The organism is Paraburkholderia sp. J63 (assembly GCF_905220245.1).
In the GTDB taxonomy this organism is placed as follows: domain Bacteria; phylum Pseudomonadota; class Gammaproteobacteria; order Burkholderiales; family Burkholderiaceae; genus Paraburkholderia.
In genome coordinates this window covers 47,634-69,693 of record NZ_CAJMZF010000002.1, presented here as the reverse complement: position 1 = coordinate 69,693, position 22,060 = coordinate 47,634, and the positions used below count along the sequence as shown (strand labels likewise).

Genomic DNA, 22,060 nt, shown 5'->3' with positions numbered 1-22,060 from the left:
CTGATGCAAAGAGAGCGGTTGAATAAAACGACATTCTGGGGGCGGCTGCCGGCATTCCTGTGCTGTGCGGCCGTAATGTTCACCGCTCTATCCGCTGCCACGCACGTTCAAGCGCAAGGCGCGCCGGCCTCCGACCCGGCCACGCGCCAGAGCGCCGCGCAGTGGCTCGACCGCATTCAGCAGGCGGCGCAGCAGCTGAACTACACCGGCACCTTCGTCTATCAGCGCGGCGCGTTCGTGCAGTCTTCGCGCATCACGCACTACGTGACGAAGAGCGACGGCGAGTACGAGCAGCTCGAAAGCCTCGACGGCAAGCCGCGCAAGATGCTGCGCCACAACGACGATCTCTATACGTTCGTGCCCGAACGCAAGCTCTGCGTCGTCGAAAAGCGCCAGAACAAGGACGCCTTCCCGGCGCTGCTCTCCACGAGCGGCGAGCAGGTGCTGGCCGTCTACGATCCGAAGCTGCTCGGCAACGACCGCGTGGCTGGCATCGACAGCCAGGTGATCGAACTCGATCCGAAGGACGCCTGGCGCTTCGCCTACAAGCTGTGGGCGGACGCGAAGACGGGCCTGCTGCTGCGCGCGCAGACGCTCGACCCGTCGAATGGCCAGGTGCTCCAGCAGCTTTCCTTCACGCAGGTGAGCATCGGCGTGCCGGTGGACAAGGCGCCGATCGCCGCGGGCATGCGCAATACCGCCGGCTGGACCGTGGTGCGTCCGCCGCTGCAGACGGTCGACATGGAAGCCCAGGGCTGGAGCTTCGCGCAGACCGTGCCCGGTTTTCACAAGATCCGCGAGCTGCGCCGCCCGATGGCCGCGCGCGATGCGAACGATCCGCCCATTCCGGTCGATCAGGCCGTCTTCTCCGATGGACTGTCGGCCGTCTCCGTCTTTGTCGAGCCCGTCGAGAACAACAGTCGCAAGGAAGGCTCGGGTAGCAGTGGCGCGACCCACGTGCTCGTGAAGCGCAATGGCAATTACTGGATAACCTTGCTCGGCGAGGTGCCCCAGGCAACGTTGCAGCAATTCGCGTCTGCCATAGAATACAAGGCTCCCAAGTAACTGCTACGGCCGATTTTGATATGACGATCCTCCCGCTGCGCAAATTCTTCGCGGCCGCGGTGGTGGCGGCGTGCCTGCCGTTCGCCCCGCACACGGCATCGGCGGCGCCTGCCGCCAATCTGCCGGATTTCACCGATCTCGTGGACAAGGTGGGGCCCTCCGTCGTCAACATCCGCACCACCACGCGCGTGACGCTGTCCCAGCGCGGCATGCCGCCGGGAATGGACAACGGCGACATGTCGGAATTCTTCCGGCGCTTCTTCGGCATTCCCTTGCCGCAGGGACCTCAAGGACCGCAGGGCGGCGACCAGTCGCCGCGCGGCGGTCAAGGCGGTGGCCAGGGCGGCAGTCAAGGCGGTCAGGACTCCGGCCCGGACAGCGGCAGCGACACCGAACAAAACAGCGGCGTGGGCTCGGGCTTCATCATGACGAGCGACGGCTACGTGATGACCAACGCGCATGTCGTCGACGACGCGGACAGCATCTACGTCACGCTCACCGACAAGCGCGAGTTCAAGGCCAAGCTGATCGGCGTGGACGACCGCACCGACGTGGCCGTCGTGAAGATCCAGGCCACCAACCTGCCGGCGATCACGATCGGCGATTCGAACAAGGTGCGCGTGGGCGAGTGGGTCGTGGCGATCGGCTCGCCGTTCGGGCTCGAGAACACCGTGACCGCCGGCATCGTGAGCGCGAAGGGCCGCGACACGGGCGACTATCTGCCGTTCATCCAGACCGACGTGGCCGTGAATCCCGGCAACTCGGGCGGTCCGCTCATCAACATGCAGGGCGAGGTGATTGGCATCAACTCGCAGATCTATAGCCGCACCGGCGGCTTCATGGGCATCTCGTTCGCGATTCCGATCGACGAGGCGATGCGCGTGGCCGATCAGCTGAAAGCCACGGGCAAGGTCACGCGCGGCCGCATTGCCGTGGCCATCGGCGAGGTGACCAAGGACGTGGCCGATTCGCTCGGCCTGCCGAAGGCGCAGGGCGCGCTGGTGTCGAGCGTCGAGCCGGGCGGTCCGGCCGACAAGGCCGGCATCCAGCCGGGCGACATCATCCTGAAGTTCAACGGCCAGACGGTCGATGCGGCGACCGACCTGCCGCGCATGGTGGGCGACACCAAGCCGGGCACCAAGGCGACCGTCACGATCTGGCGCAAGGGCGCGACGCGCGATCTGCCGATCACCATCGCCGAAATGCAGTCGGACAAGAGCGCGAAGGCCGACCAGAAGAAGGCGCCGGAGCCCAAGCCGCGCGCATCGAATGCGCTGGGCCTTTCGGTGACCGACCTCTCGGCCGACCAGCTGAGCCAGCTCAAGATCAAGGGCGGCGTGATGGTCGATTCGGTCGATGGTCCGTCCGCGCGCGCCGGTCTGCAGAAGGGCGACATCATCCTGCGCGTGGGCGATACGGACATCACGAGCGCGAAGCAGTTCCAGGACGTGGCGTCGCATCTGGACCCGCAGAAGATGGTCGCGATTCTCGTGCGCCGCGGCGACAACACGCAGTTCGTGCCGCTGCGTCCGCGCAGTCCGGCGCAGAAGTAAGCACGATGAGCGCCCCCGAGCGGACTTCGCCTCTCACCGAGCCGCGCGCGGGCGCCCAACCCGCGCGTCTCGTGCTCTATGGCCGCGCGTGGTGCCATTTGTGCGAGGACATGCTCGTGGCGCTGGAGCCGCTGGCCGCGGCGGCGGGGGCGCGCATCGAGATGATCGATGTCGATTCCGACCCCGCGCTGCAGGCGCGCTACGACGAACTCGTGCCGGTGCTGGTCTGCGATGGCGTCGAGTTGTGTCACTACCGGCTCGACGGGACGCGCGTGCGCGCCGCGCTGGGCCTGGGCGCGCAAGCAGCGGGTGACGGTGCCGCGTGAAGCGCTTCGGCGCGATGACCCGGCCGTGACTTACTGCACGGTTCGCCTGTCGCACCCCTTTTCGGCTAAAATACTCCGGTTTTTCATCTATTTACGAGGCGTGCCCAGCTATCGTTGGGGCGCGCCTTTTTCGCTTGATCGGCACTGAATGGATCATATTCGTAACTTCTCGATCATTGCGCACATCGACCATGGCAAGTCGACGCTCGCCGATCGCATCATCCAGCTGTGCGGCGGCTTGTCCGACCGCGAAATGGAATCGCAGGTGCTCGACTCGATGGATCTCGAGCGCGAGCGTGGCATCACGATCAAGGCGCAGACCGCCGCACTCACGTACAAGGCGCGTGACGGCAAGGTCTACAACCTCAATCTCATCGATACGCCGGGACACGTCGACTTCTCGTACGAAGTGAGCCGCTCGCTCTCCGCGTGCGAGGGCGCGCTGCTCGTGGTGGATGCGAGCCAGGGCGTCGAGGCGCAGACGGTGGCCAACTGCTACACCGCGATCGAGCTCGGCGTCGAAGTCGTGCCCGTGCTCAACAAGATCGACCTGCCCGCCGCGAACCCCGAAAACGCCATCGAAGAGATCGAGGACGTGATCGGCATCGACGCCACCGACGCCACGCGCTGCAGCGCGAAGACCGGCCTCGGCGTGGACGACGTGCTCGAATCGCTCATCGCCAGGGTGCCGCCGCCCAAGGGCGACCCGGACGCGCCGCTGCAGGCGCTTATCATCGACTCGTGGTTCGACAACTACGTGGGCGTGGTGATGCTCGTGCGCATCGTCAACGGCACGCTGCGTCCGAAGGACAAGATCAAGCTCATGGCCACCGGCGCGCAGTATCCGGTCGAGCACGTGGGCGTGTTCTCGCCGAAGTCGCGCAACCTGGAATCGCTCTCGGCGGGGCAGGTGGGCTTCATCATCGCGGGCATCAAGGAACTGGCCGCCACCAAGGTGGGCGACACGGTCACGCACGTCACGAAGCCCGCAGCCGAGCCGCTGCCCGGCTTCAAGGAAGTGAAGCCGCAGGTGTTCGCGGGTTTGTATCCAGTCGAGGCCAATCAGTACGACGCGCTGCGCGAATCGCTCGAAAAGTTGAAGCTCAACGACGCTTCGCTGCAGTACGAGCCCGAAGTCTCGCAGGCGCTCGGCTTCGGTTTCCGCTGCGGCTTCCTCGGCCTCTTGCACATGGAGATCGTGCAGGAGCGTCTCGAGCGCGAGTTCGACATGGACCTCATCACCACGGCGCCTACCGTGGTGTACGAAGTCGTGCAGCAGGACGGCAGCACGATCAAGGTCGAGAACCCGGCGAAGATGCCCGAGCCCTCGAAGATCGCCGAGGTGCGCGAGCCGATCGTGACCGTGAACCTGTACATGCCGCAGGAATACGTGGGGTCGGTGATCACGCTCTGTACGCAGAAGCGCGGCAACCAGATCAACATGCAGTACCACGGCCGTCAGGTGCAGCTCACCTACGAAATTCCGATGGCCGAAATCGTGCTCGACTTCTTCGACCGTCTGAAGTCGGTGTCGCGCGGCTATGCGTCGATGGACTACGAGTTCAAGGAGTACCGCAGCTCGGACGTCGTGAAGGTCGACATGCTGATCAACGGCGACAAGGTCGATGCGCTGTCCATCATCGTGCACCGCACGCAGTCGCAGTATCGCGGCCGCGAAGTGGCGGCGAAGATGCGCGAAATCATCCCGCGCCAGATGTACGACGTGGCGATCCAGGCCGCCATTGGCGCGCACATCATCGCGCGCGAGAACATCAAGGCACTGCGCAAGAACGTGCTGGCCAAGTGCTATGGCGGCGACATCACGCGCAAGAAGAAGCTGCTCGAAAAGCAGAAGGAAGGCAAGAAGCGGATGAAGCAGGTCGGCTCCGTCGAAATTCCGCAAGAGGCATTCCTCGCGATTCTGCGCGTCGAAGACAAATAAGCCAGGCACATAAGTCGAATAACGGACCTTTCCATGAATTTTGCGCTGATTCTTTTTGTGCTCGTCGTTCTGACGGGTATCGCGTGGGTTGCAGACAAGCTGGTTTTCATGCCGCGCCGGCGCCTCGCCGCCGATGCGGCCGTCGCTGAGTTCGACCGTCAGCAGCAGCGCGTGGGCGAGCGCTTCGCCGACGAAAACGCGCCGGTGACGCGTCAGAACCTGCGCAACGAAAAGCTGCGCCAGCCGTGGTGGCTCGAGTACACGGCGAGCTTTTTCCCCGTCATCCTGATCGTGTTCCTCGTGCGCTCGTTCGTCGTGGAGCCGTTCAAGATTCCGTCGGGTTCGATGGTGCCCACGCTGCTGGTGGGCGACTTCATCCTCGTGAACAAGTTCGACTATGGCATCCGCCTGCCGATCACGAACACGAAGATCACCCAGGGCCGGCCGCTCGAGCGCGGCGACGTGGTGGTGTTCCGCTATCCGAAGGACGAGTCGGTCGACTACATCAAGCGTGTGATCGGCCTGCCGGGCGACGTGGTCGCGTATCAGGACAAGCAGCTCACGATCAACGGCAAGCCGGTGCCCGAAACGCCGCAACCCGACTTCTTCGACGAAGAGCGCATCGGCTATGCGAAGCAGTTCACCGAAGACCTCGACGGCCGCAAGAACAACATCCTGAACAACCCCGCGGTGCCGCCGTTCATCGTGGGCGCCGAAGATTATCCGTATCGCGACAACTGCCAGTACAACGCGCGCGGCGTGATCTGCAAGGTGCCGCCGGGCCACTACTTCATGATGGGCGATAACCGCGACAACAGCGCGGACAGTCGCTACTGGGGCTTCGTGCCCGACGCCAACATCGTCGGCCGCGCGTTCTTCATCTGGATGAACTTCAGCAGTCTGAAGCGCATCGGTCCGTTCGAGTGAGCGCCTCTTCGCGCGCTACTTGAAGAACCTCCGGTAACGTCGCTTCATCACGGTTTTTCGCCCGCCGCCCCGCGTTTTCGCCGGGGGCGGCGGGCGCGTTATACTCTCCCCATGCCCTTATCTCCGTTGGAAAGCCGTTTGCGCTACGAATTTCGCAATGCGGAATTGTTGCGCCAGGCTTTGACCCACCGCAGTCACAGTGCCACGCATAACGAACGCCTCGAATTCCTCGGTGATTCGGTTCTGAATTGCGCGGTGGCGGCCCTATTGTTCCAACGTTTTGGCAAGCTGGACGAAGGCGACCTCTCGCGCGTGCGCGCGAATCTGGTCAAGCAGCAGTCGCTTTACGAAATTGCTCAGGCCCTCAATATTGCGGACGGCCTGCGGCTCGGCGAAGGCGAGTTGCGCAGCGGCGGCTTCCGCCGTCCCTCAATTCTCGCGGACGCGCTCGAAGCCATCTTCGGCGCGGTCTTCCTCGACGGCGGCTTCGACGCCGCCCAGACGGTCATCAAGCGCCTCTACGTCCCGATCCTCGACCATATCGATCCGCGCACGCTCGGCAAGGATTCCAAGACGCTGCTGCAGGAGTATCTGCAGGGCCACAAGATCGCTCTGCCGACCTATACCGTGGTCGCCACGCATGGTGCGGCGCACAATCAGCAGTTCGAGGTCGAATGCACGGTGCCCAAGCTCGACGTGAAGGTGTCGGGTTCGGGCGCGAGCCGCCGCGCGGCCGAGCAGGCCGCCGCGAAGAAGGCGCTCGACGAGGTGATGGCCGCCGCGCCCGCGCTGGTGGCCAAGCCGCGCCGCTCGAAGGGCGCCCGCGCGCCCAAGACCGAGCCTGAGGTGGTGCCCGGCGTGACGGGCGTGCAGGGCGCGCTCGATTTGCGCGCGCCGGAGCGCCGTGCACGCGGCGAGCGTCCGGCTGCCGGTGCGGCAACCGCCGCCGCGGCAGGCGAAGAGTCGGGCGAGCGCGCAGGAGCTACGGCGGCCTCGCCGGCGGCAGCGGCCGCGCCGCTCGCGGTGATTCGTGCGGCGCACGTGCAGGAGCGCGGCGCGGAGAAGGGCGGCGAAAAGGCCCCGGAAAAGCCCGCTGAAAAGGCCGAGCGCTCCGCCACGGAGACGTCCGTCGAAAAACCTGCCGATAAATTCGATGCCGTGCCGTCAGCCGGCTCGATCGCACCGCGCTCGGCGCGCAGCCGCGACACGCAAAACGGCACGGCCAGTAACGGCACGGCCAGTAACGGCACGGCCAGTAACGGCACGGCCAGCAACGGCACCACCAGCGCAGCCAGCACCCCCAGCGCCGACGACGATACGCCCCAAGGCGCGCTATCCAGCGCATCGTCCGGCTCCACGGCGGGCGCCAGCGCCGATGTCGGCGCAGCGGTGCCCGTGCGCGCCGCCGATGCCGGCCACTGATTCAACCCGTGCGCGCGCGGCATCGACCGTGCGCGCGCACTGTTTCCCTACTCCGATCCGATCATGAACGCTCCCACCTCCACTCCTGCCGGTTTTCGCTGCGGCATGGTCGCGATCGTCGGCCGTCCGAATGTCGGCAAGTCCACGCTGATGAACGCGCTTGTCGGCCAGAAGATCAGCATCACCTCGCGCAAGGCGCAGACCACGCGCCATCGCATCACCGGCATCAACACGGTCGATGACGCGCAGTACATCTTCGTCGACACGCCGGGCTTCCAGACGCGCCACAGCACCGCGCTCAACCGCTCGCTGAACCGCGCCGTGACCTCGACGCTCAGCTCCGTCGATGCCGTGCTGTTCGTGATCGAAGCCGGCAAGTTCGGTCCCGACGACCAGAAGGTGCTCGACCTGATTCCGCCGCAGGCGCCCACGATCCTGATCGCGAACAAGATCGACCGCGTGACCGACAAGGCCACGCTCTACCCGTTCATCCAGCAGATCCAGGGCTTGCGCGAGTTCCGCGAGATCGTGCCGCTCTCGGCCAAGGATCCCGACGACATCAAGCGTTTGCTCGCAACGCTCAAGCCCTATCTGCCCGAAGGCCAGCCGATCTACGGCGAAGACGACCTGACCGATCGCAGCGAGCGCTTTCTCGCGGCAGAGATCCTGCGCGAAAAAGTGTTCCGCTGGACCGGCGACGAGCTTCCGTACACAAGCACCGTGCTGATCGACAAGTTCGAGCAGGAAGGGCGGCTGCGCCGTATCTTCGCGACGATCCTCGTCGAGCGCGACACCCAGAAGGCCATGGTGATCGGCCAGAAGGGCGCCAAGCTCAAGCAGATCAGCACCGATGCGCGCCTCGACATGGAAAAGCTGTTCGACGGCCCGGTCTATCTCGAAACCTTCGTGAAGGTGAAGAGCGGGTGGGCCGACAATGAGGCCGGCCTGCGCGCTTACGGCTACGAGTGACCCGGTACGAGTGCCAGGATGAGTGACGGCGCAGCCGGAACCCTGAACGACGACTGGCCCGCGCCCGACGCGGGCATGAACGCCGACGACGCCGACTTCGAGTCGCCCGCCGGCGGCCGCGCGCGCGCCGCGGCTGCGCCATCGCGCAGCCGGCGCGCGAAGGCGCTCGCGGCAGGCAGCGACTTGAGCGAAGGCGCCGACGCCACGCTCGAGCGCGCCCCGACCCCGCGCGCACCGCGCAAGACCAGCGCGCGCTCGACCTTGCCGCGCGCGCCGCGCAGCACGGGCCCCGACTATCGCGTCGCCGAGCAGCCCGCGTTCGTGCTGCACAGCTATCCGTGGCGCGAAACCAGCCTCATCATCGACGTGCTCACGCGCGATCACGGCCGCGTCGCGCTCGTCGCGAAGGGCGCCAGGCGCCCGCATTCGGCGCTGCGGGGCGTGCTGCAGACGTTCCAGCCGCTCACGCTCTCGTGGACCGGCAAGGGCGAAGTGCGCACGCTCACCGGCGCCGAATGGGTAGGCGGCATGCTGCCGCTCGTCGGCGACGCGCTCCTGTGCGGCTTCTACGTGAACGAGCTGCTCGTGAAGTTCTGCGCGCGCGAAGACCCGCATCCGCCGCTGTTCCGCCACTACGTCGTGACGATGACGCGCCTCGCGCACGACGAGCCGCCCGTGCAGGTGCTGCGCTCGTTCGAGCGCGTGCTGCTGCGCGAGACCGGCTATGCGCTCGCGCTCAACCGCACGGTGAACCGCAAGGCCGTGGTGGCCGAAGGGCGCTACGTGTTCGATCCCGAGCGCGGCGTGCGCGAGGCCTCCGACGAATGGCCGTCGCAATGGCCCGTCCTTTCCGGACAGACGTTGCTCGACATGGAGGAGGACGATTACCATCGACCCCAGACCGTCGCGCAAAGCAAGGCGCTGATGCGTTTCCTGTTGCACACTTACCTCGGCGGCACGCCGCTCGCGACGCGCCAGATACTGATCGACCTCCAGAGCCTATGAGCTTCTTTCTCACTTCGCCTAACGTGATCGACCTCGGCGTCAACATCGACCACGTCGCCACGCTGCGCAACGCGCGCGGCACTGCCTATCCCGATCCGATCCGCGCGGCGCTGCTCGCCGAAGAGGCGGGCGCCGATGTCATCACGCTGCATCTGCGCGAGGATCGCCGTCATATCGTCGACGCCGACGTGCGCAATCTGCGCCCGCTGCTCAAGACGCGCATGAATCTCGAATGCGCGGTCACGTCCGAGATGCTCGACATCGCGTGCGAGATCAAGCCGCACGACGTCTGCCTCGTGCCCGAAAAGCGCGCGGAGCTCACGACCGAAGGCGGCCTCGACGTGGCGGGGCAGTTCGACGCCGTGGCTGGCGCTTGCCGGCAGCTTGCCGATGCGGGCGTTCGCGTGTCGCTCTTCATCGACCCGGACGAGACGCAGATCCGCGCGGCGCACGAAACCGGCGCGCCCGTGATCGAGCTGCATACGGGCCGCTACGCCGAAGCGCACGAGGCCGCCGGGCAGCAGCACGAGTTCGAGCGCGTGGTGCTCGGCGTGAACTGCGGCATCGGCCTCGGGCTCAAGGTCAACGCGGGCCACGGGCTGCACTACACGAACGTCCAGCAGATCGCCGCGATCGACGGCATTCACGAGCTCAACATCGGCCATGCGATCGTCGCGCACGCGATCTTCGCGGGCTGGGAGAACGCGGTGCGCGAGATGAAGGCGATCATGGTCGCGACGCGCCTTGCCGCGACGCGCGCGTGAGCCGCGTCGGTCTACGCTCGCCTGGCGCCCACTGATTGCCCACTTGGCGACGAGGAATGCATGGCGATCTACGGTATCGGTACCGACATCATCCAGGTGAGCCGCGTCGCGGCCGTCATGGCGCGCACCGAAGGGCGCTTCGCGCAGCGCGTGCTCGGACCCGACGAGCTCGCGGTCTATGAAGCGCGCAAGGCGCGCTCCGAGAAGCGCGGGCTCGCGTATCTGTGCACGCGTTTCTCCGCGAAGGAAGCGTTCTCGAAGGCCATCGGCCTCGGCATCCATATGCCGATGACCTGGCGCGCCGTGCAGACGCTCAACGCGCCCGGCGGCAAGCCCTACATGGTGGCGTCGGGCGAGCTCGCGCAGTGGCTCGAGGCGCGCGGCATCACCACGCAGGTGACGATCACCGACGAGCAGGACTATGCGGTGTCGTTCGTGATCGCCGAAACGGTGCAGCCCGCACGCTGATTTCAATTTTCCATTCCGCCGCGCGCGGCCGACGCTGCGCGCGGGCATTCCGCCAATCTTCGCCCATTCAACGCCAGATCGATCGATGAAGAGAATTCCCGGACCGGTCATGCTCGACGTGGTCGGCACGACGCTCAATGACGACGACGTGCGCCGCCTCGCGCATCCCTCCACCGGCGGCGTGATCCTGTTCGCGCGCCACTACGAGAACCGCGCGCAGCTCGTTGCGCTCACCGACGCCATCCGCGCGGTGCGCGAGGACCTGCTGATCGCCGTCGACCATGAGGGCGGCCGCGTGCAGCGCTTTCGCACCGACGGCTTCACGGTGCTGCCCGCGATGGGCCGCATCGGCGCGCTGTGGGACAAGGACGTGCTGACAGCGACCAAGCTGGCCACCGCGGTCGGCTATATCCTCGCGGGCGAGCTGCGCGCCTGCGGTATCGACTTGAGCTTCACGCCCGTGCTCGATCTGGGCTACGGCCAGTCGAAGGTGGTGGGCGACCGCGCGTTCCATCGCGACCCGCGCGTCGTCACGCTGCTCGCCAAGAGCCTGAACCACGGCCTCGCGCTCGCGGGCATGGCGAACTGCGGCAAGCATTTTCCGGGGCACGGCTTTGCGACCGCCGATTCGCACGTCGCGGTGCCGGTCGATGAGCGTCCGCTCGACTCGATCCTCGGCGAGGACGCGCTGCCTTACGACTGGCTCGGGCTCTCGCTCGCGGCCGCGATGCCGGGCCATGTGATCTATCCGAAGGTCGACTCGAAGCCGGCCGGCTTCTCGCGCATCTGGGTCCAGGAGATTCTGCGGCAGCGCCTCGGCTTCACGGGCGCGATCTTCAGCGACGATCTCTCGATGGAAGCCGCGCGCCAGGGCGGCACGCTGACCGAGGGCGCGCGCGCGGCGCTCGAAGCGGGCTGTGACATGGTGCTGATCTGCAACCAGCCGCACGAGGCGGAGAAGGTGCTCGACGCGCTGCGCACCAGCGAGCCCACGCGCGCCGCGCAGGCGTCGGCGAAGCGCATCCGGCGATTGCGTCCGCGCGGCAAGGCGCTGCGCTGGGACAAGCTCGTAGCCGATCCCGCGTATCTCTCGGCGCAGTCGTTGCTGCGCGCCGTGTTGCCCTGAGCATTTGAGGCGGCGCCGCGTTACGTAACGCCGCGCGCGCACACGGTCCGAAAAAGCGGAACGGCGGCCCTTCGAATTCGAAGGGCCGCCGTTTTTTTGGGGCGCAAGAGACGGAGTGGGGCGTCAGTTCAGCCGCATGCGCTGGAGCTTGTTGTAGAGGGTCTTCGGGCTGATGCCGAGCAGTGACGCCGCGCGGTGGCGCGTGCCGCCCACGGCGTCTAGCGTGGCGCGGATCAGCATCTCTTCGACGTCGGCGAGTGGCGTGCCGACCGTGACCTGCACGCGGCCGCCGTTGACTTCGCGCGGCGAGCCGCCGCTGCTTTCCTCGGCCTCGAGGGTTTCGAGGATGTCGCCGGCCGCGTGCCACGCGCGCGCCACGCGCTCGTGCAGCTCGCGCACGTTGCCGGGCCAGTCGTAGGCAAGGCATTCGCGCACGAACGAGGGCGAGACCAGCCGCGTCGTGCCGGTGAGGCCGCGCGCATGCGCCTCGAGATTGAGCTCGTCGACGCGCGCCGCGGCGAGCAGTGCCGCGTCTTCCTCGCGCTCGCGCAGCGGCGGCAACTGGACCGACGCGGCGTCCAGACGCATCCACAGATCCTCGTGCAGCATGCCCTGCCGCACCGCATCGCGCGGCACCGCGCGCGTGGCCGCGATGAGGCGGAAATCGGTGCCCACTTCGCTGTTGCCGCCCACGCGCATGAAGGTCTGCGAATCGAGCGCGCGCAGGAGCGCTTCCTGTTGGGCGCGCGGCAGATCGGTGAGCTCGTCGATAAAGAGCGTGCCGCCGCTCGCCTGATCGACGAGGCCGGGCTCGCGCTGCTCCGCGCCGCTGAACGCGCCGCGCTCATGGCCGAACAGGAGGCTCGCGATGGGCCGCCCGCCCGCTCCGCCGGTCCCACCGGTGGCATCGGCCGCGGCCGCGAGCGTGCGGACGTCGCAGACCACGAACGGCCCCTTGCGGCGGCGGCTCAGCTGGTGCAGCGTGCGTGCCGCCACTTCCTTGCCGGTGCCGGGCTCGCCATGCACGAGGATCGCCGATTCGGTGGGCGCGAGCTGCTCGAGGGCGTCGTAGATGTGCTGGATCGCGCTGCTGCGGCCCAGCATCGGGCCGAAGCGGCCGAGCTCGCGCAGCATCGCGCGCAGCGTGCGGACTTCCTCGGTGAGCTCGTAAGGGCGCGGAATGCGCGCGAGCAGGCTGCGCAGGCGCGGAATGTTGACGGGCTTGAGCAGGTAATCCCAGATGCCGTGGCGCAGGCCCTCGATCGCGCTCTCGACGGTCGCATTGCCGGTCATCACGATCACGGGCAACGCGCCGCCCGGTGGCTGCGCGGGCAGATGGGGCAGCAGTTCCAGACCGCTGCCGTCGGGCAGGTTCAGGTCGACGAGCACGACGTCGGGGATGAAGCGCGTGAGTGCGGCACGCGCGTCGGCCAGCGTGGCGGCCGTATCGACGGAAAAACCGTCAGCAGCCAGGATGGCCGAAAGGCCGGACAGGCTGTTGGGATCGTCTTCGACAATCAGGGCGTGTGGCATGGCGGAAGCGGCTTACGGATGAACGCGGACGCGCCGGACATGCGCGTTCGCGTGCGCGCAGCCCGGCCGGCAGGCGGCGGGTGCGACGTTGCGGCGCGCGGGTGCGCGGCGCGATACGGAAGTTTTCACCGAGATCACCAAAGTGTCTCGAAGCATATTGTTCAGTTCCGGTCCTCCCAGATTGGCGGCTGGCGCACGGTAGCCCGTCGGGCTGTGCCGACTGCGAGGCAGGCGCCCGCCCGGGCGGATCTGCCCGAGCGAATCTCTTGTGCCTCAAGTCACCGTCGATCACCGTCGCGCTGCGTCGTGCGCCGCGCAGGCTTGCCGTGCTGCATTGCGTCACGCTCAAGCCGTACTACCCCCATGCTGCATGCAAGCTGCCTCGTTCGAGGACGAAGCTGGCCGTGCCGCGAGTCCGCTCAGTGGCGCGGCCCGTGTGTCTCGAACCAGCGCCGCACTTCTCGCTCGGCCTCGTCGCGCGTCCTGCCGTACCTCTCCTGGATCAGTCCGACGAGGCGTTCGGCACGCCCTTCGACTTTCACAAGCTCATCGTCCGTGAGCTTGCCCCAGGCGGTCCTGGCCGTGCCCAGCAACTGCTTCCACGTGCCTGCAGCGATGTCGTTATTCATTGTGTCTCTCCTGGTTCAGAGAAGAGGAAGGGCTCGTGGGTTGCCCCACCGCGAGATCGATCCCGTATATCTCGAAATTGAACCAGCAGAAACCATGCCATGAGTGTTGTGCCTTACCGCTGCGAGTTGTGCCTGAGTTGCGCCTGATTAACGCACCTGAACAGCCGGTAAGGATTTCCCATGCAGGCACAAACATACACGTTCGGGATAAAAAGAAAAAGCGCCCCGAAGGGCGCTTTTATTTTTGCACTCGCCACGCATCGAGAGGGCGCTGCGCGCTCGCAGATCGTTGCGGACGCACACGCGCGGCCTCGCGCGCCGGTGAACGCATCAGGCGCGGCTGCGGTACTCGTTCGTACGCGTGTCGATTTCGATCTTGTCGCCGATGTTGCAGAAAAGCGGCACTTGCAGCTCGAAACCGGTGTTCAGCTTGGCGCTCTTCAGGACCTTGCCCGACGACGTGTCGCCCTTGACGGCCGGTTCCGTGTAGATGATCTCGCGCACGAGCACGGTCGGCAGTTCGACCGAGATGGCCTTCTCGTTGTAGAACACGACTTCGCAAGCCATGCCGTCTTCGAGGTAGTTCAGGGCGTCGCCCATCATCTCGCCTTCGACTTCGAACTGGTTGTAGTCGGCGTCCATGAACACGTACATCGGGTCGGCGAAGTACGAGTACGTCACTTCCTTGCGATCCAGCACGACGACGTCGAACTTGTCGTCGGCCTTGTACACGGTTTCCATGCCCGCGCCGGTCAGCAGGTTCTTGAACTTCATCTTCACGACGGCGGCGTTACGGCCCGATTTGTTGTACTCGGCCTTTTGCACGACCATGGCGTCGTTGCCGATCATCACGACGTTGCCGACGCGGAGTTCCTGTGCGGTCTTCATAAAAACAGTCCTGTCCAGATATTAAATAGCTTCAAGTGTGCGCGACGGCAAACGTCGCAAGCGGTTCGAATGATGTGTCCCCTTGATGATCGGGGAACGGGAATCGAAGCGCTTGAGACGGCTGCCGTCGGGTAACCGCTTATTTTAACTGAGTTTTTGCGAATTCGGCGAGATTTCCGCCGAGATCGCCGGCTTGCGCCAGTTCGTTCGCCCAGGCCTGCGCGCGGGCCTTGAACACGGGCAAATGCTGCGCGAAATCGCGCCAGTCCGGCGCGTGCGGCGGCACATGCGGCGATGCGTCAGGCCGCTGGCCGGACGCGCTTTCGCGGCTGTCTGCTGCCGCAGCGGCGCCATTGCCGTTCCATGCGTGCCAGAAACGTGCAAGCGCGTCGCGCGACGCCTTGTCGAGCGTGCGGGCGTAGTGCTCAAGCGCCGCGTCCAGCTTGGGCAGATGGGCGTCGTCGGCCTGCGGATAGATCTGCCAGACGAACGGCCGGGCCGCCCATTGCGCGCGCACGAACGAGTCCTCGCCGCGCACGAAATTGAGGTCGCTTACCCAGAGCAGCGCGTCATAGCCGCGTTGCTCGGTGAAGGCGAGGCCGTGCGCGCGCAGCGATCCGCGCTCGGCGCGGGCATGGGCGTCAAACGAGGCGACGCCGAAAAAGCGCGCGAGCGCCCCCGAGATGCGGCCTTGCGGCACGAGCAGCACGATGGGCGTCGGGCTGTCGCGCCACTGCTCGAGCAGGGCGTCGACGGCGGGGTTCTCGTAGGCGAAGAGCGAGATCACCGTGGCATTCGCACCGGGCGGCGGGCCGCCGGTGGTGCTTTGCCACCAGGCCGCGCGTGCGTCGGCCGAGCGCTCGAACGCCGCGCGCGCGGCGTCCAGATCGCGTTCCTTGAGCACGCCGCCCGTGCCGGGGCCGAGGCCCGGGAAAAAAAAGTGCTTGACGAGCGGGTAGCGCGGATGCGGCGAAGGGCGCAGATGGAAATCGGCGACCCAGTCCTCGGCGCTCAGGTATTCGAGGTTCAGCCATACCGGCGTGCGCTCGCGCTGCGCCATCGCGCTCACATAGACGCCCGGCAACTCGCAGGCGAACGCTTCGATCACGACGTCGGCGATCTTGAGCATCTCGCCCGCGTGCTCGGGCTCGTGCCAGTGCTCGATCACGACGCCTTCGACGGTTTGCGTCACCTGCTCGGGATCGAGCGCGGGGCAAAGCTTGCGGAACGCGTGCAGGTCGTCGACGAAGAGTCGCACCTCCCAGCCGTGCTCGTGCGCAAGCTGGCGCGCGAGGCGCCAGCACACGCCGATGTCGCCGAAATTGTCGATCACGGCGCAGAAGAGGTCGCAGGCGATGCGCGATCCGGCTGCGCGCTGCGCGGCGTCGCGTTGGTGGCGGGTTGCGGGACGTTGGCTGTATGGCATGGCGGGGGAAGCGCGCAGGCGCGGAGTGGCGGGAGCGGCCGTCGGGCAAATTCGCCATTGGGCCAATGTGGCATCGGACCAGGGACCCTGGGACCATAGGACCATAGGACCCTGGGACCCTGGGACCCTGGGACCCTGGGACCATCGGACCATCGGACCACCCGGCCGCAAGGCTCGCTGGCCATCTGGCCGATGGTCCAGCGGGTTCGGCACTGCGCGGAATGATCTAAACTTGCGATTCTAAGACACCCGCACGGCGGCGTCGCGAGAGGCGGCGCGGCGTGCCACCCGACGCCCCCAGACTGGATGACCGCTTCCACCGCTCCCGACGTTTTCGACCCGAAAGAGGTCATGGCGCAGCTCCCGCATCTGCCCGGCGTGTATCGCTATTACGACGCGCACGGCGCGGTGCTTTACGTGGGGAAGGCGCGCGACCTGAAAAAGCGCGTGTCGAGCTATTTCACGAAGACGCTGCTTTCCCCGCGCATCGCCATGATGGTCACGCGCATCGCGCGCATCGAGACCACGGTCACGCGTTCCGAGGCCGAGGCGCTGCTGCTTGAGAACAATCTCATCAAGGCGCTCACGCCGCGCTACAACATCCTGTTTCGCGACGACAAGTCGTATCCGTTCCTCAAGCTCACGGGCCACAAGTTTCCGCGCATGGCCTACTACCGCGGCGCGGTCGATCGCAACAATCAATACTTCGGGCCGTTTCCGAGCGCTTCGGCGGTGCGCGAGAGCATCCAGATCCTGCAGCGCGTGTTTCAGCTGCGCACCTGCGAAGACTCGGTGTTCAACAACCGCACGCGGCCGTGTCTGCTGCATCAGATCGCGCGCTGCACGGCGCCGTGCGTGGGTGCGATCAGCGCGGACGACTACGCGCGCGACGTGAGCAACGCCTCGCGCTTCCTGCTCGGCCGCCAGAACGAGGTGATGAAGGAGCTGGAGACGAAGATGCACGCGTTCGCCGCCGAGCTGAAGTTCGAGCAGGCGGCGGCGGTGCGCAACCAGATGAGCTCGCTCTCGACGGTGCTCCATCAGCAGGTCATCGAGACCGGCGGCGAGAGCGACGTCGACATCCTCGCGGTGGTGGCGCTGGGCGGCCGCGTCTGCGTGAATCTCGCGATGGTGCGCGGCGGCCGCCATCTTGGCGACAAGGCGTATTTTCCGGCGCACGTCGAGCGCGCGCTGACCGACGAGGAGGGCGGTGTCGCTGAGGAGATCGACGGCGAGACCGTGCTGGCGGCGTCGGCGCTGAAGTCGCTGCCGTCGCTCGCGCGCCAGGCCATGGTGAGCGCCGCGGGCGTGCGGGCCAGTCATGAAGGTGAAGAGGTTGACGAAGAAAGCCGCGTCGGGAACGCGCCAGCCGATGAGGGCGTCGTGCCCGATCCGCTCGCGTTCGCGGCGGATCTTGCGAGCGAGGCCGAAGGCGTGGAATCGGACGATGAGGCCGAGGGAGTCGAAGCCGGCGCCGATGAGCAGCGTACCGAAGGCGACGATGCAGCGCCGGTCGCCGAATCGACTGCCCACGCGGCTGCCAAAGCGACAGCGCCCGGCAAGCGCGAGCCCGGCATCGAATCCGAGGTGCTCGACGCGTTCATCGCCCAGCATTACTTCGGCAACCGCGTGCCGCCGGTGCTGGTCGTGAGTCATCCGCCGGCGAACCGCGAGCTCGTCGACGTGCTCAGCGAGCAGGCCGGCCACAAGGTCACGCTGCTGCGCCAGCCGCAAGGCCAGAAGCGCGCCTGGCTCGCGATGGCCGAGCAGAACGCGCGGCTCGCGCTCGCGCGCCTGCTCTCCGAGCAGGGCTCGCAGCAGGCCCGCACGCGCACGCTCGCACAGATGCTCGGGCTCGAACTCGACGACCTCGCGCATCTGCGTATCGAGTGTTTCGACATCAGCCACACGATGGGCGAGGCCACGCAGGCGTCGTGCGTCGTCTATCACCATCACAAGATGCAGTCGGGCGAGTACCGGCGCTACAACATCACGGGCATCACGGGCGGCGACGACTACGCAGCCATGCGCCAGGTGCTCACGCGCCGCTACGAAAAGATGGTTGCGCAGTCGGCGCGCAATGAAAGTGACGCAGACGGTGCAGACAATCAAGGCGAAGCGGACGTCGAAGCGCAGATCGAGCAGGCTTCCGGCGCCGACGACGAGGCAAATGGCGCCGAAGTCGCCGATAACAGCGCGGCGCCGTCCCCGGGCGCGGAGCCCGCGGCGGCGGCCGGCACGCTGCCCAACATCGTGCTGATCGACGGCGGCAAGGGGCAGGTCGAGATCGCGCGCCAGGTGTTCGACGAGCTGGGGCTCGACCCTGCGATGCTCGTGGGCGTGGCCAAGGGCGAGGGGCGCAAGGTCGGTCTCGAGACCCTCGTGTTCGCCGATGGCCGTGCGCCGCTCGAACTCGGCAAGGAGAGCGCGGCGTTGATGCTGGTCGCGCAGATCCGCGACGAGGCCCACCGTTTCGCGATCACGGGCATGCGCGCGCGGCGCGGCAAGACACGTCAGACCTCGCGGCTCGAAGAACTCGAAGGGGTGGGCGCGAAGCGCCGCCAGCGCTTGCTGGCGCGTTTCGGCGGCCTGCGCGGCGTGATGGCCGCGAGCGTGGACGATCTGGCGAGCGTGGAGGGCATTTCGCACGCGCTCGCCGAGCAGATCTACCAGCAGCTTCACTGAGCCCGCGGTGGTTCACGGATTGAGCACTGCCGCGCCCTTCGGGCGCGCCACCACCTTACGGTTGCTTGTGGCAGGTCCGGTGACGCGGCACAATTGCATCTCCCATCATTGCAATCTTCCCTGACAGACTGCGCCACACGATGCCGTTCAATATTCCGATTCTCCTGACGTGGCTGCGGATCGTGCTGATTCCGCTCGTGGTAGGCGTGTTCTATCTGCCGCCGACGCTGCTGAGCCCGATGCACCAGAACACGTTGGCGATGTTGATCTTCGTGCTCGCGGCGCTGACCGACTGGTTCGACGGCTATCTCGCCCGCAAGTGGAATCAGACCTCGTCGTTCGGCGCGTTCCTCGACCCGGTCGCCGACAAGCTCATGGTGACGGCCGCGCTGCTGGTGCTCGTGCATCTGCAGCGCCTCGACGCCGTGATCGCGCTCGTGATCGTGGGCCGCGAAATCGCCATTTCGGCGCTGCGCGAATGGATGGCGCAGATTGGCGCGTCGAAGAGCGTCGCGGTGAATCAGCTCGGCAAGTTCAAGACCGCATGCCAGATGGTCGCGATCCCCATGCTGCTGTTCTACGCACCGCTGACGATCGGCGCGACTACGCTGTTCGACTCGCGCGTGTGGGGCACCTGGCTCATCTACGTGGCGGCCGTGCTGACCATCTGGTCGATGCTCTATTACATGAAGCTCGCGTGGCCGCAGATCCGCGAGCGCGGGAGCCTGTAAGCAGGGGCTTCCCGCGAATCTTTTTTAAAAAGATCGCCCATAGGGGTTGACACGTTTCAGCGGCTTATACATAATCTCACTTCTCCGCTGCACGGTAAGCAGCAAACGAAGCAGATGCGGTGGAGATGGCTGAAGATAAGTGGTAAATCAACGGCGAAGCGGTAAAAATGCGGGAGTAGCTCAGTTGGTAGAGCGCAACCTTGCCAAGGTTGAGGTCGCGAGTTCGAGACTCGTCTCCCGCTCCAGAATTTAAGTGCGGCGTTTTGCAGCAGTGTGAAACGCGGTGCTGGAGCGGTAAAGCAGTGCGGTAGTAAAAATGCGGGAGTAGCTCAGTTGGTAGAGCGCAACCTTGCCAAGGTTGAGGTCGCGAGTTCGAGACTCGTCTCCCGCTCCAGAATTCCGGGGAAGCAGCGCTTCCCCTTTTGTTTGGCAGGCCGTGTTGATGAGGCGGCCGCCGCAAAAATCTGTCCGATGGTTGTGTGCGCAAGCAGTACGGTGCGCCCGGCATATCGAATAGTCCGCTTTTGGCGCGATAGCAAAGCGGTTATGCAGCGGCCTGCAAAGCCGTGTAGGCCGGTTCGACTCCGGCTCGCGCCTCCAGGTAAGACGAGAAAAGCCACCTTCGGGTGGCTTTTCTTTTTTCCGCGCCTGGGTTTTCACCATGCCAGACCGCCAACCGTCCCAGGTCAAATGGGTGATGTGCCGTCGCGCAGACTCGCGCACAATCCCTGGATCGTATCCACCGGACTCCCGCCATGACCATCGAGCTTTCCGAAGACGTTCGCGCTGCCGCGATTGCGTCGATCCAGCGCTACTTCGACGCCAACATGGACGAGCCGATCGGCAATATCGCCGCGGGCGGCCTGCTGGGCTTCTTTCTCGAAGAGATCGGGCCCGCCGTCTATAACCGCGCGATCGCCGATGCGCAGGAGCGCATGCAGGCGCGCATCGTCGAACTCGATATCGACCTCCACGAAGAGCCGTTCCAGTACTGGCGCAAGTTCGAGTCGCCGCGCCGGCGCAAGTGACGCGCGGCGTCTGACGGCGTTTGTGCCGCGCTCGCGTCGCAAGGCATAATCGGCGTTTCAGCACGCTTTGACGGAAATCCCATGATTGCGCAGTCTCCCGCATTGCCGAAGGCCCCACTCGACTGGCAATGGAACGCGTTCGATTCGCTGTCCTCGCGCGACGTCTATGAAATGCTCAAGCTGCGTTCGGCGGTGTTCGTGGTCGAGCAGAACTGCGTGTATGGCGACATCGATGGCCTCGACGGCGATGCCTGGCATCTGTTCGCGTGGGGCGAGCGGAGCGGCTCGCGCGAGCTGGCGGGCTATCTGCGGGTGCTGCTGCCCGACGCACAGGATCCCGACGTGCGCATCGGCCGTGTGGTGACGTCGCCGGATTTTCGCGGCATCAAGCTCGGCAACGGCTTGCTGGAGCGCGCGATCGGACACATCGCGCAGCAATGGCCGGGCGTGCCGATGCGGCTACATGCCCAGGCGCATCTGCAAAAATTCTACGGGGCGTTCGGCTTCCAGCCGGTATCGGAGATTCACGACGAGGACGGCATCCCGCACGTGTGGATGCGCTCGGCGTAGACCATGTAGTGCACGAAACTTCGCGCCACGCTTCGTGCGGCGCTTCAGGTTCTGCGCTTACGGCGCACGCGTTCAGGTGTGCTGCGTCCCATGCTGCTGCGACGCGCGTGCGGGCGTACGCGGGCCTCGTGCGGGCTTGAGGCGCCCGCGCGCCGAAAGCCGCATCCAGTGACGCAGCGCGATCAATGCGCCGATCACGCTCATCATCGATCCCGGAATCCACAACAGCAGGCCGCCGATCTGCTGATCGCGCATCGGCGAGAGCCATGTGAATGCGCGTCCGCAGATCGAATAGACCGGATAGAGCTCGTGCGACGTGAAGAAGATGAACGCGCCGAGCACGATCTGCGGCGGAATCGCCGCGATCACGACCAGCACGCGCTTGCCTGGCGCGAGGCGCGCGGGCGGCGCGGGGCGCGGATCGAGCACGAGCCACCAGAACAGCAGGCCGTCGATCACCATGCTCCAGTTCATCACGCGGTAGAGCCGCCAGTCGAGCATCGCGACGAAGTGGATCGGCGAAAGCAGCCAGAAATAGATGAGCCCGACGAAGAGCGTCACGGCGACGACCGGATGCATGACGATGTCGAGCATCACGCGCACGGGCCGCGCGTTCAGCACCGGGCGCACGAAGCGTTGCCGCCACGCGAACGGGATGCCCGCGCGCAGCGCCGCACCGGGATACGCGAGCGCGATGAAGAACGGCCCGAGGTGATGGAGCACGAGATGCTGCGCGCGGTGCATGAAGAACTCATGCTCGAAGAAGTAGTCGAGCCGCGTATGCAGCGCGACGTAGAGCGCGCCGAGCCCGAACCAGAACGAGATCTGGCGCGCCAGCGAAACCCTCGCATGACGCTTGCCGCGCACGAACAGGACCGCCGTCACGATCACGGCGATCACGACGGTCGGCGAGGGCTCCCACGGATCGAGCCAATAGAGCGGGTTCATCGCGGTCATCTGCTCGGGTTCATCGCGGACATCTGCTCGGGTTTAGTGCGGTCAT

Annotated in this window: 20 protein-coding genes and 3 tRNA genes; 18 read left to right on the top strand and 5 right to left on the bottom strand. The window is 66.0% G+C overall.

The genetic code is table 11. The features are described from left to right. Positions 1–3 precede the first annotated feature (3 nt). The 11 genes from U5775_RS02580 (at position 4) to nagZ (ending at position 11,567) form a co-directional block, all read left to right on the top strand. On the top strand, positions 4–1,065 hold the full coding sequence (locus U5775_RS02580) for a MucB/RseB C-terminal domain-containing protein (protein WP_322056565.1): 1,062 nt from the start codon (positions 4–6) through the stop codon (positions 1,063–1,065). A gap of 20 nt (positions 1,066–1,085) precedes the next feature. Beyond that, positions 1,086–2,618: a DegQ family serine endoprotease gene (locus U5775_RS02575; RefSeq protein ID WP_322056564.1), complete on the top strand. Its 1,533-nt coding sequence runs from the start codon at positions 1,086–1,088 to the stop codon at positions 2,616–2,618. Between the two features lie 5 nt (positions 2,619–2,623). Then, entirely contained in the window at positions 2,624–2,944 is a 321-nt protein-coding gene (locus tag U5775_RS02570) for a glutaredoxin family protein (RefSeq protein WP_322056563.1), read from the top strand. Between the two features lie 148 nt (positions 2,945–3,092). Further along, positions 3,093–4,886, top strand: coding sequence for a translation elongation factor 4 (gene lepA / locus U5775_RS02565; RefSeq protein WP_322056562.1), 1,794 nt, complete (start codon positions 3,093–3,095; stop codon positions 4,884–4,886). Positions 4,887–4,919: 33 nt separating this feature from the next. Beyond that, the gene (gene lepB / locus U5775_RS02560) at positions 4,920–5,813 is read left to right on the top strand and encodes a signal peptidase I (protein ID WP_322056561.1); all 894 of its coding nucleotides are present in this window, start codon (positions 4,920–4,922) and stop codon (positions 5,811–5,813) included. Between the two features lie 111 nt (positions 5,814–5,924). After that, on the top strand, positions 5,925–7,235 hold the full coding sequence (gene rnc, locus U5775_RS02555) for a ribonuclease III (protein WP_322056560.1): 1,311 nt from the start codon (positions 5,925–5,927) through the stop codon (positions 7,233–7,235). 63 nt (positions 7,236–7,298) lie between these two features. Then, positions 7,299–8,204, top strand: a complete 906-nt coding sequence (gene era, locus U5775_RS02550; protein WP_322056559.1) for a GTPase Era — start codon at positions 7,299–7,301, stop codon at positions 8,202–8,204. An 18-nt stretch (positions 8,205–8,222) separates the two neighbouring features. Continuing rightward, positions 8,223–9,209, top strand: coding sequence for a DNA repair protein RecO (gene recO, locus U5775_RS02545; protein WP_415913499.1), 987 nt, complete (start codon positions 8,223–8,225; stop codon positions 9,207–9,209). Further along, positions 9,206–9,973, top strand: coding sequence for a pyridoxine 5'-phosphate synthase (pdxJ, locus tag U5775_RS02540; protein WP_322056558.1), 768 nt, complete (start codon positions 9,206–9,208; stop codon positions 9,971–9,973). Before recO ends, pdxJ begins: the two co-directional genes overlap by 4 nt. 60 nt (positions 9,974–10,033) lie before the next feature. Then, on the top strand, positions 10,034–10,441 hold the full coding sequence (acpS, locus tag U5775_RS02535; protein ID WP_322056557.1) for a holo-ACP synthase: 408 nt from the start codon (positions 10,034–10,036) through the stop codon (positions 10,439–10,441). Between the two features lie 85 nt (positions 10,442–10,526). Continuing rightward, a complete protein-coding gene (nagZ, locus tag U5775_RS02530; protein ID WP_322056556.1) occupies positions 10,527–11,567 on the top strand; it encodes a beta-N-acetylhexosaminidase in 1,041 nt (346 codons plus the stop codon). A 123-nt stretch (positions 11,568–11,690) separates the two neighbouring features. Here nagZ and U5775_RS02525 read toward each other — a convergent pair whose 3' ends face one another. The 4 genes from U5775_RS02525 to earP all read right to left on the bottom strand — a co-directional run bounded on the left by U5775_RS02525 (position 11,691) and on the right by earP (position 16,043). After that, positions 11,691–13,100, bottom strand: a complete 1,410-nt coding sequence (locus U5775_RS02525) for a sigma-54 dependent transcriptional regulator (RefSeq protein ID WP_322056555.1) — start codon at positions 13,098–13,100, stop codon at positions 11,691–11,693. 419 nt (positions 13,101–13,519) lie between these two features. Next, entirely contained in the window at positions 13,520–13,729 is a 210-nt protein-coding gene (locus tag U5775_RS02520) for a CsbD family protein (RefSeq protein ID WP_322056554.1), read from the bottom strand. 330 nt (positions 13,730–14,059) lie between these two features. Then, complete coding sequence (gene efp / locus U5775_RS02515) at positions 14,060–14,617, bottom strand: elongation factor P (RefSeq protein ID WP_322056553.1); 558 nt, start codon at positions 14,615–14,617, stop codon at positions 14,060–14,062. A gap of 139 nt (positions 14,618–14,756) precedes the next feature. After that, the gene (gene earP, locus U5775_RS02510; RefSeq protein ID WP_322056552.1) at positions 14,757–16,043 is read right to left on the bottom strand and encodes an elongation factor P maturation arginine rhamnosyltransferase EarP; all 1,287 of its coding nucleotides are present in this window, start codon (positions 16,041–16,043) and stop codon (positions 14,757–14,759) included. Positions 16,044–16,349: 306 nt separating this feature from the next. Between earP and uvrC the strand changes: the two genes are divergently transcribed. The 7 genes from uvrC (at position 16,350) to U5775_RS02475 (ending at position 21,057) form a co-directional block, all read left to right on the top strand. Then, positions 16,350–18,728: an excinuclease ABC subunit UvrC gene (gene uvrC, locus U5775_RS02505; protein WP_322056551.1), complete on the top strand. Its 2,379-nt coding sequence runs from the start codon at positions 16,350–16,352 to the stop codon at positions 18,726–18,728. 140 nt (positions 18,729–18,868) lie between these two features. Continuing rightward, complete coding sequence (gene pgsA, locus U5775_RS02500) at positions 18,869–19,459, top strand: CDP-diacylglycerol--glycerol-3-phosphate 3-phosphatidyltransferase (RefSeq protein WP_322056550.1); 591 nt, start codon at positions 18,869–18,871, stop codon at positions 19,457–19,459. 169 nt (positions 19,460–19,628) lie between these two features. Next, a tRNA-Gly gene (locus tag U5775_RS02495) sits at positions 19,629–19,704 on the top strand. 73 nt (positions 19,705–19,777) lie between these two features. Beyond that, positions 19,778–19,853, top strand: a tRNA-Gly gene (locus tag U5775_RS02490). 132 nt (positions 19,854–19,985) lie between these two features. Continuing rightward, positions 19,986–20,059: transfer RNA gene (locus U5775_RS02485), tRNA-Cys, on the top strand. Positions 20,060–20,214: 155 nt separating this feature from the next. Then, positions 20,215–20,487 carry a DUF2164 domain-containing protein gene (locus tag U5775_RS02480; protein WP_322056549.1) on the top strand — a complete coding sequence of 91 codons (273 nt, stop codon included), beginning with the start codon at positions 20,215–20,217 and terminating at the stop codon, positions 20,485–20,487. An 81-nt stretch (positions 20,488–20,568) separates the two neighbouring features. Next, entirely contained in the window at positions 20,569–21,057 is a 489-nt protein-coding gene (locus U5775_RS02475; protein ID WP_322056548.1) for a GNAT family N-acetyltransferase, read from the top strand. A gap of 72 nt (positions 21,058–21,129) precedes the next feature. Here the strand turns inward: U5775_RS02475 and U5775_RS02470 are convergent, their stop codons facing one another. Then, a complete protein-coding gene (locus U5775_RS02470; protein WP_322056871.1) occupies positions 21,130–22,005 on the bottom strand; it encodes a cytochrome c oxidase assembly protein in 876 nt (291 codons plus the stop codon). Positions 22,006–22,060: the final 55 nt, after the last annotated feature.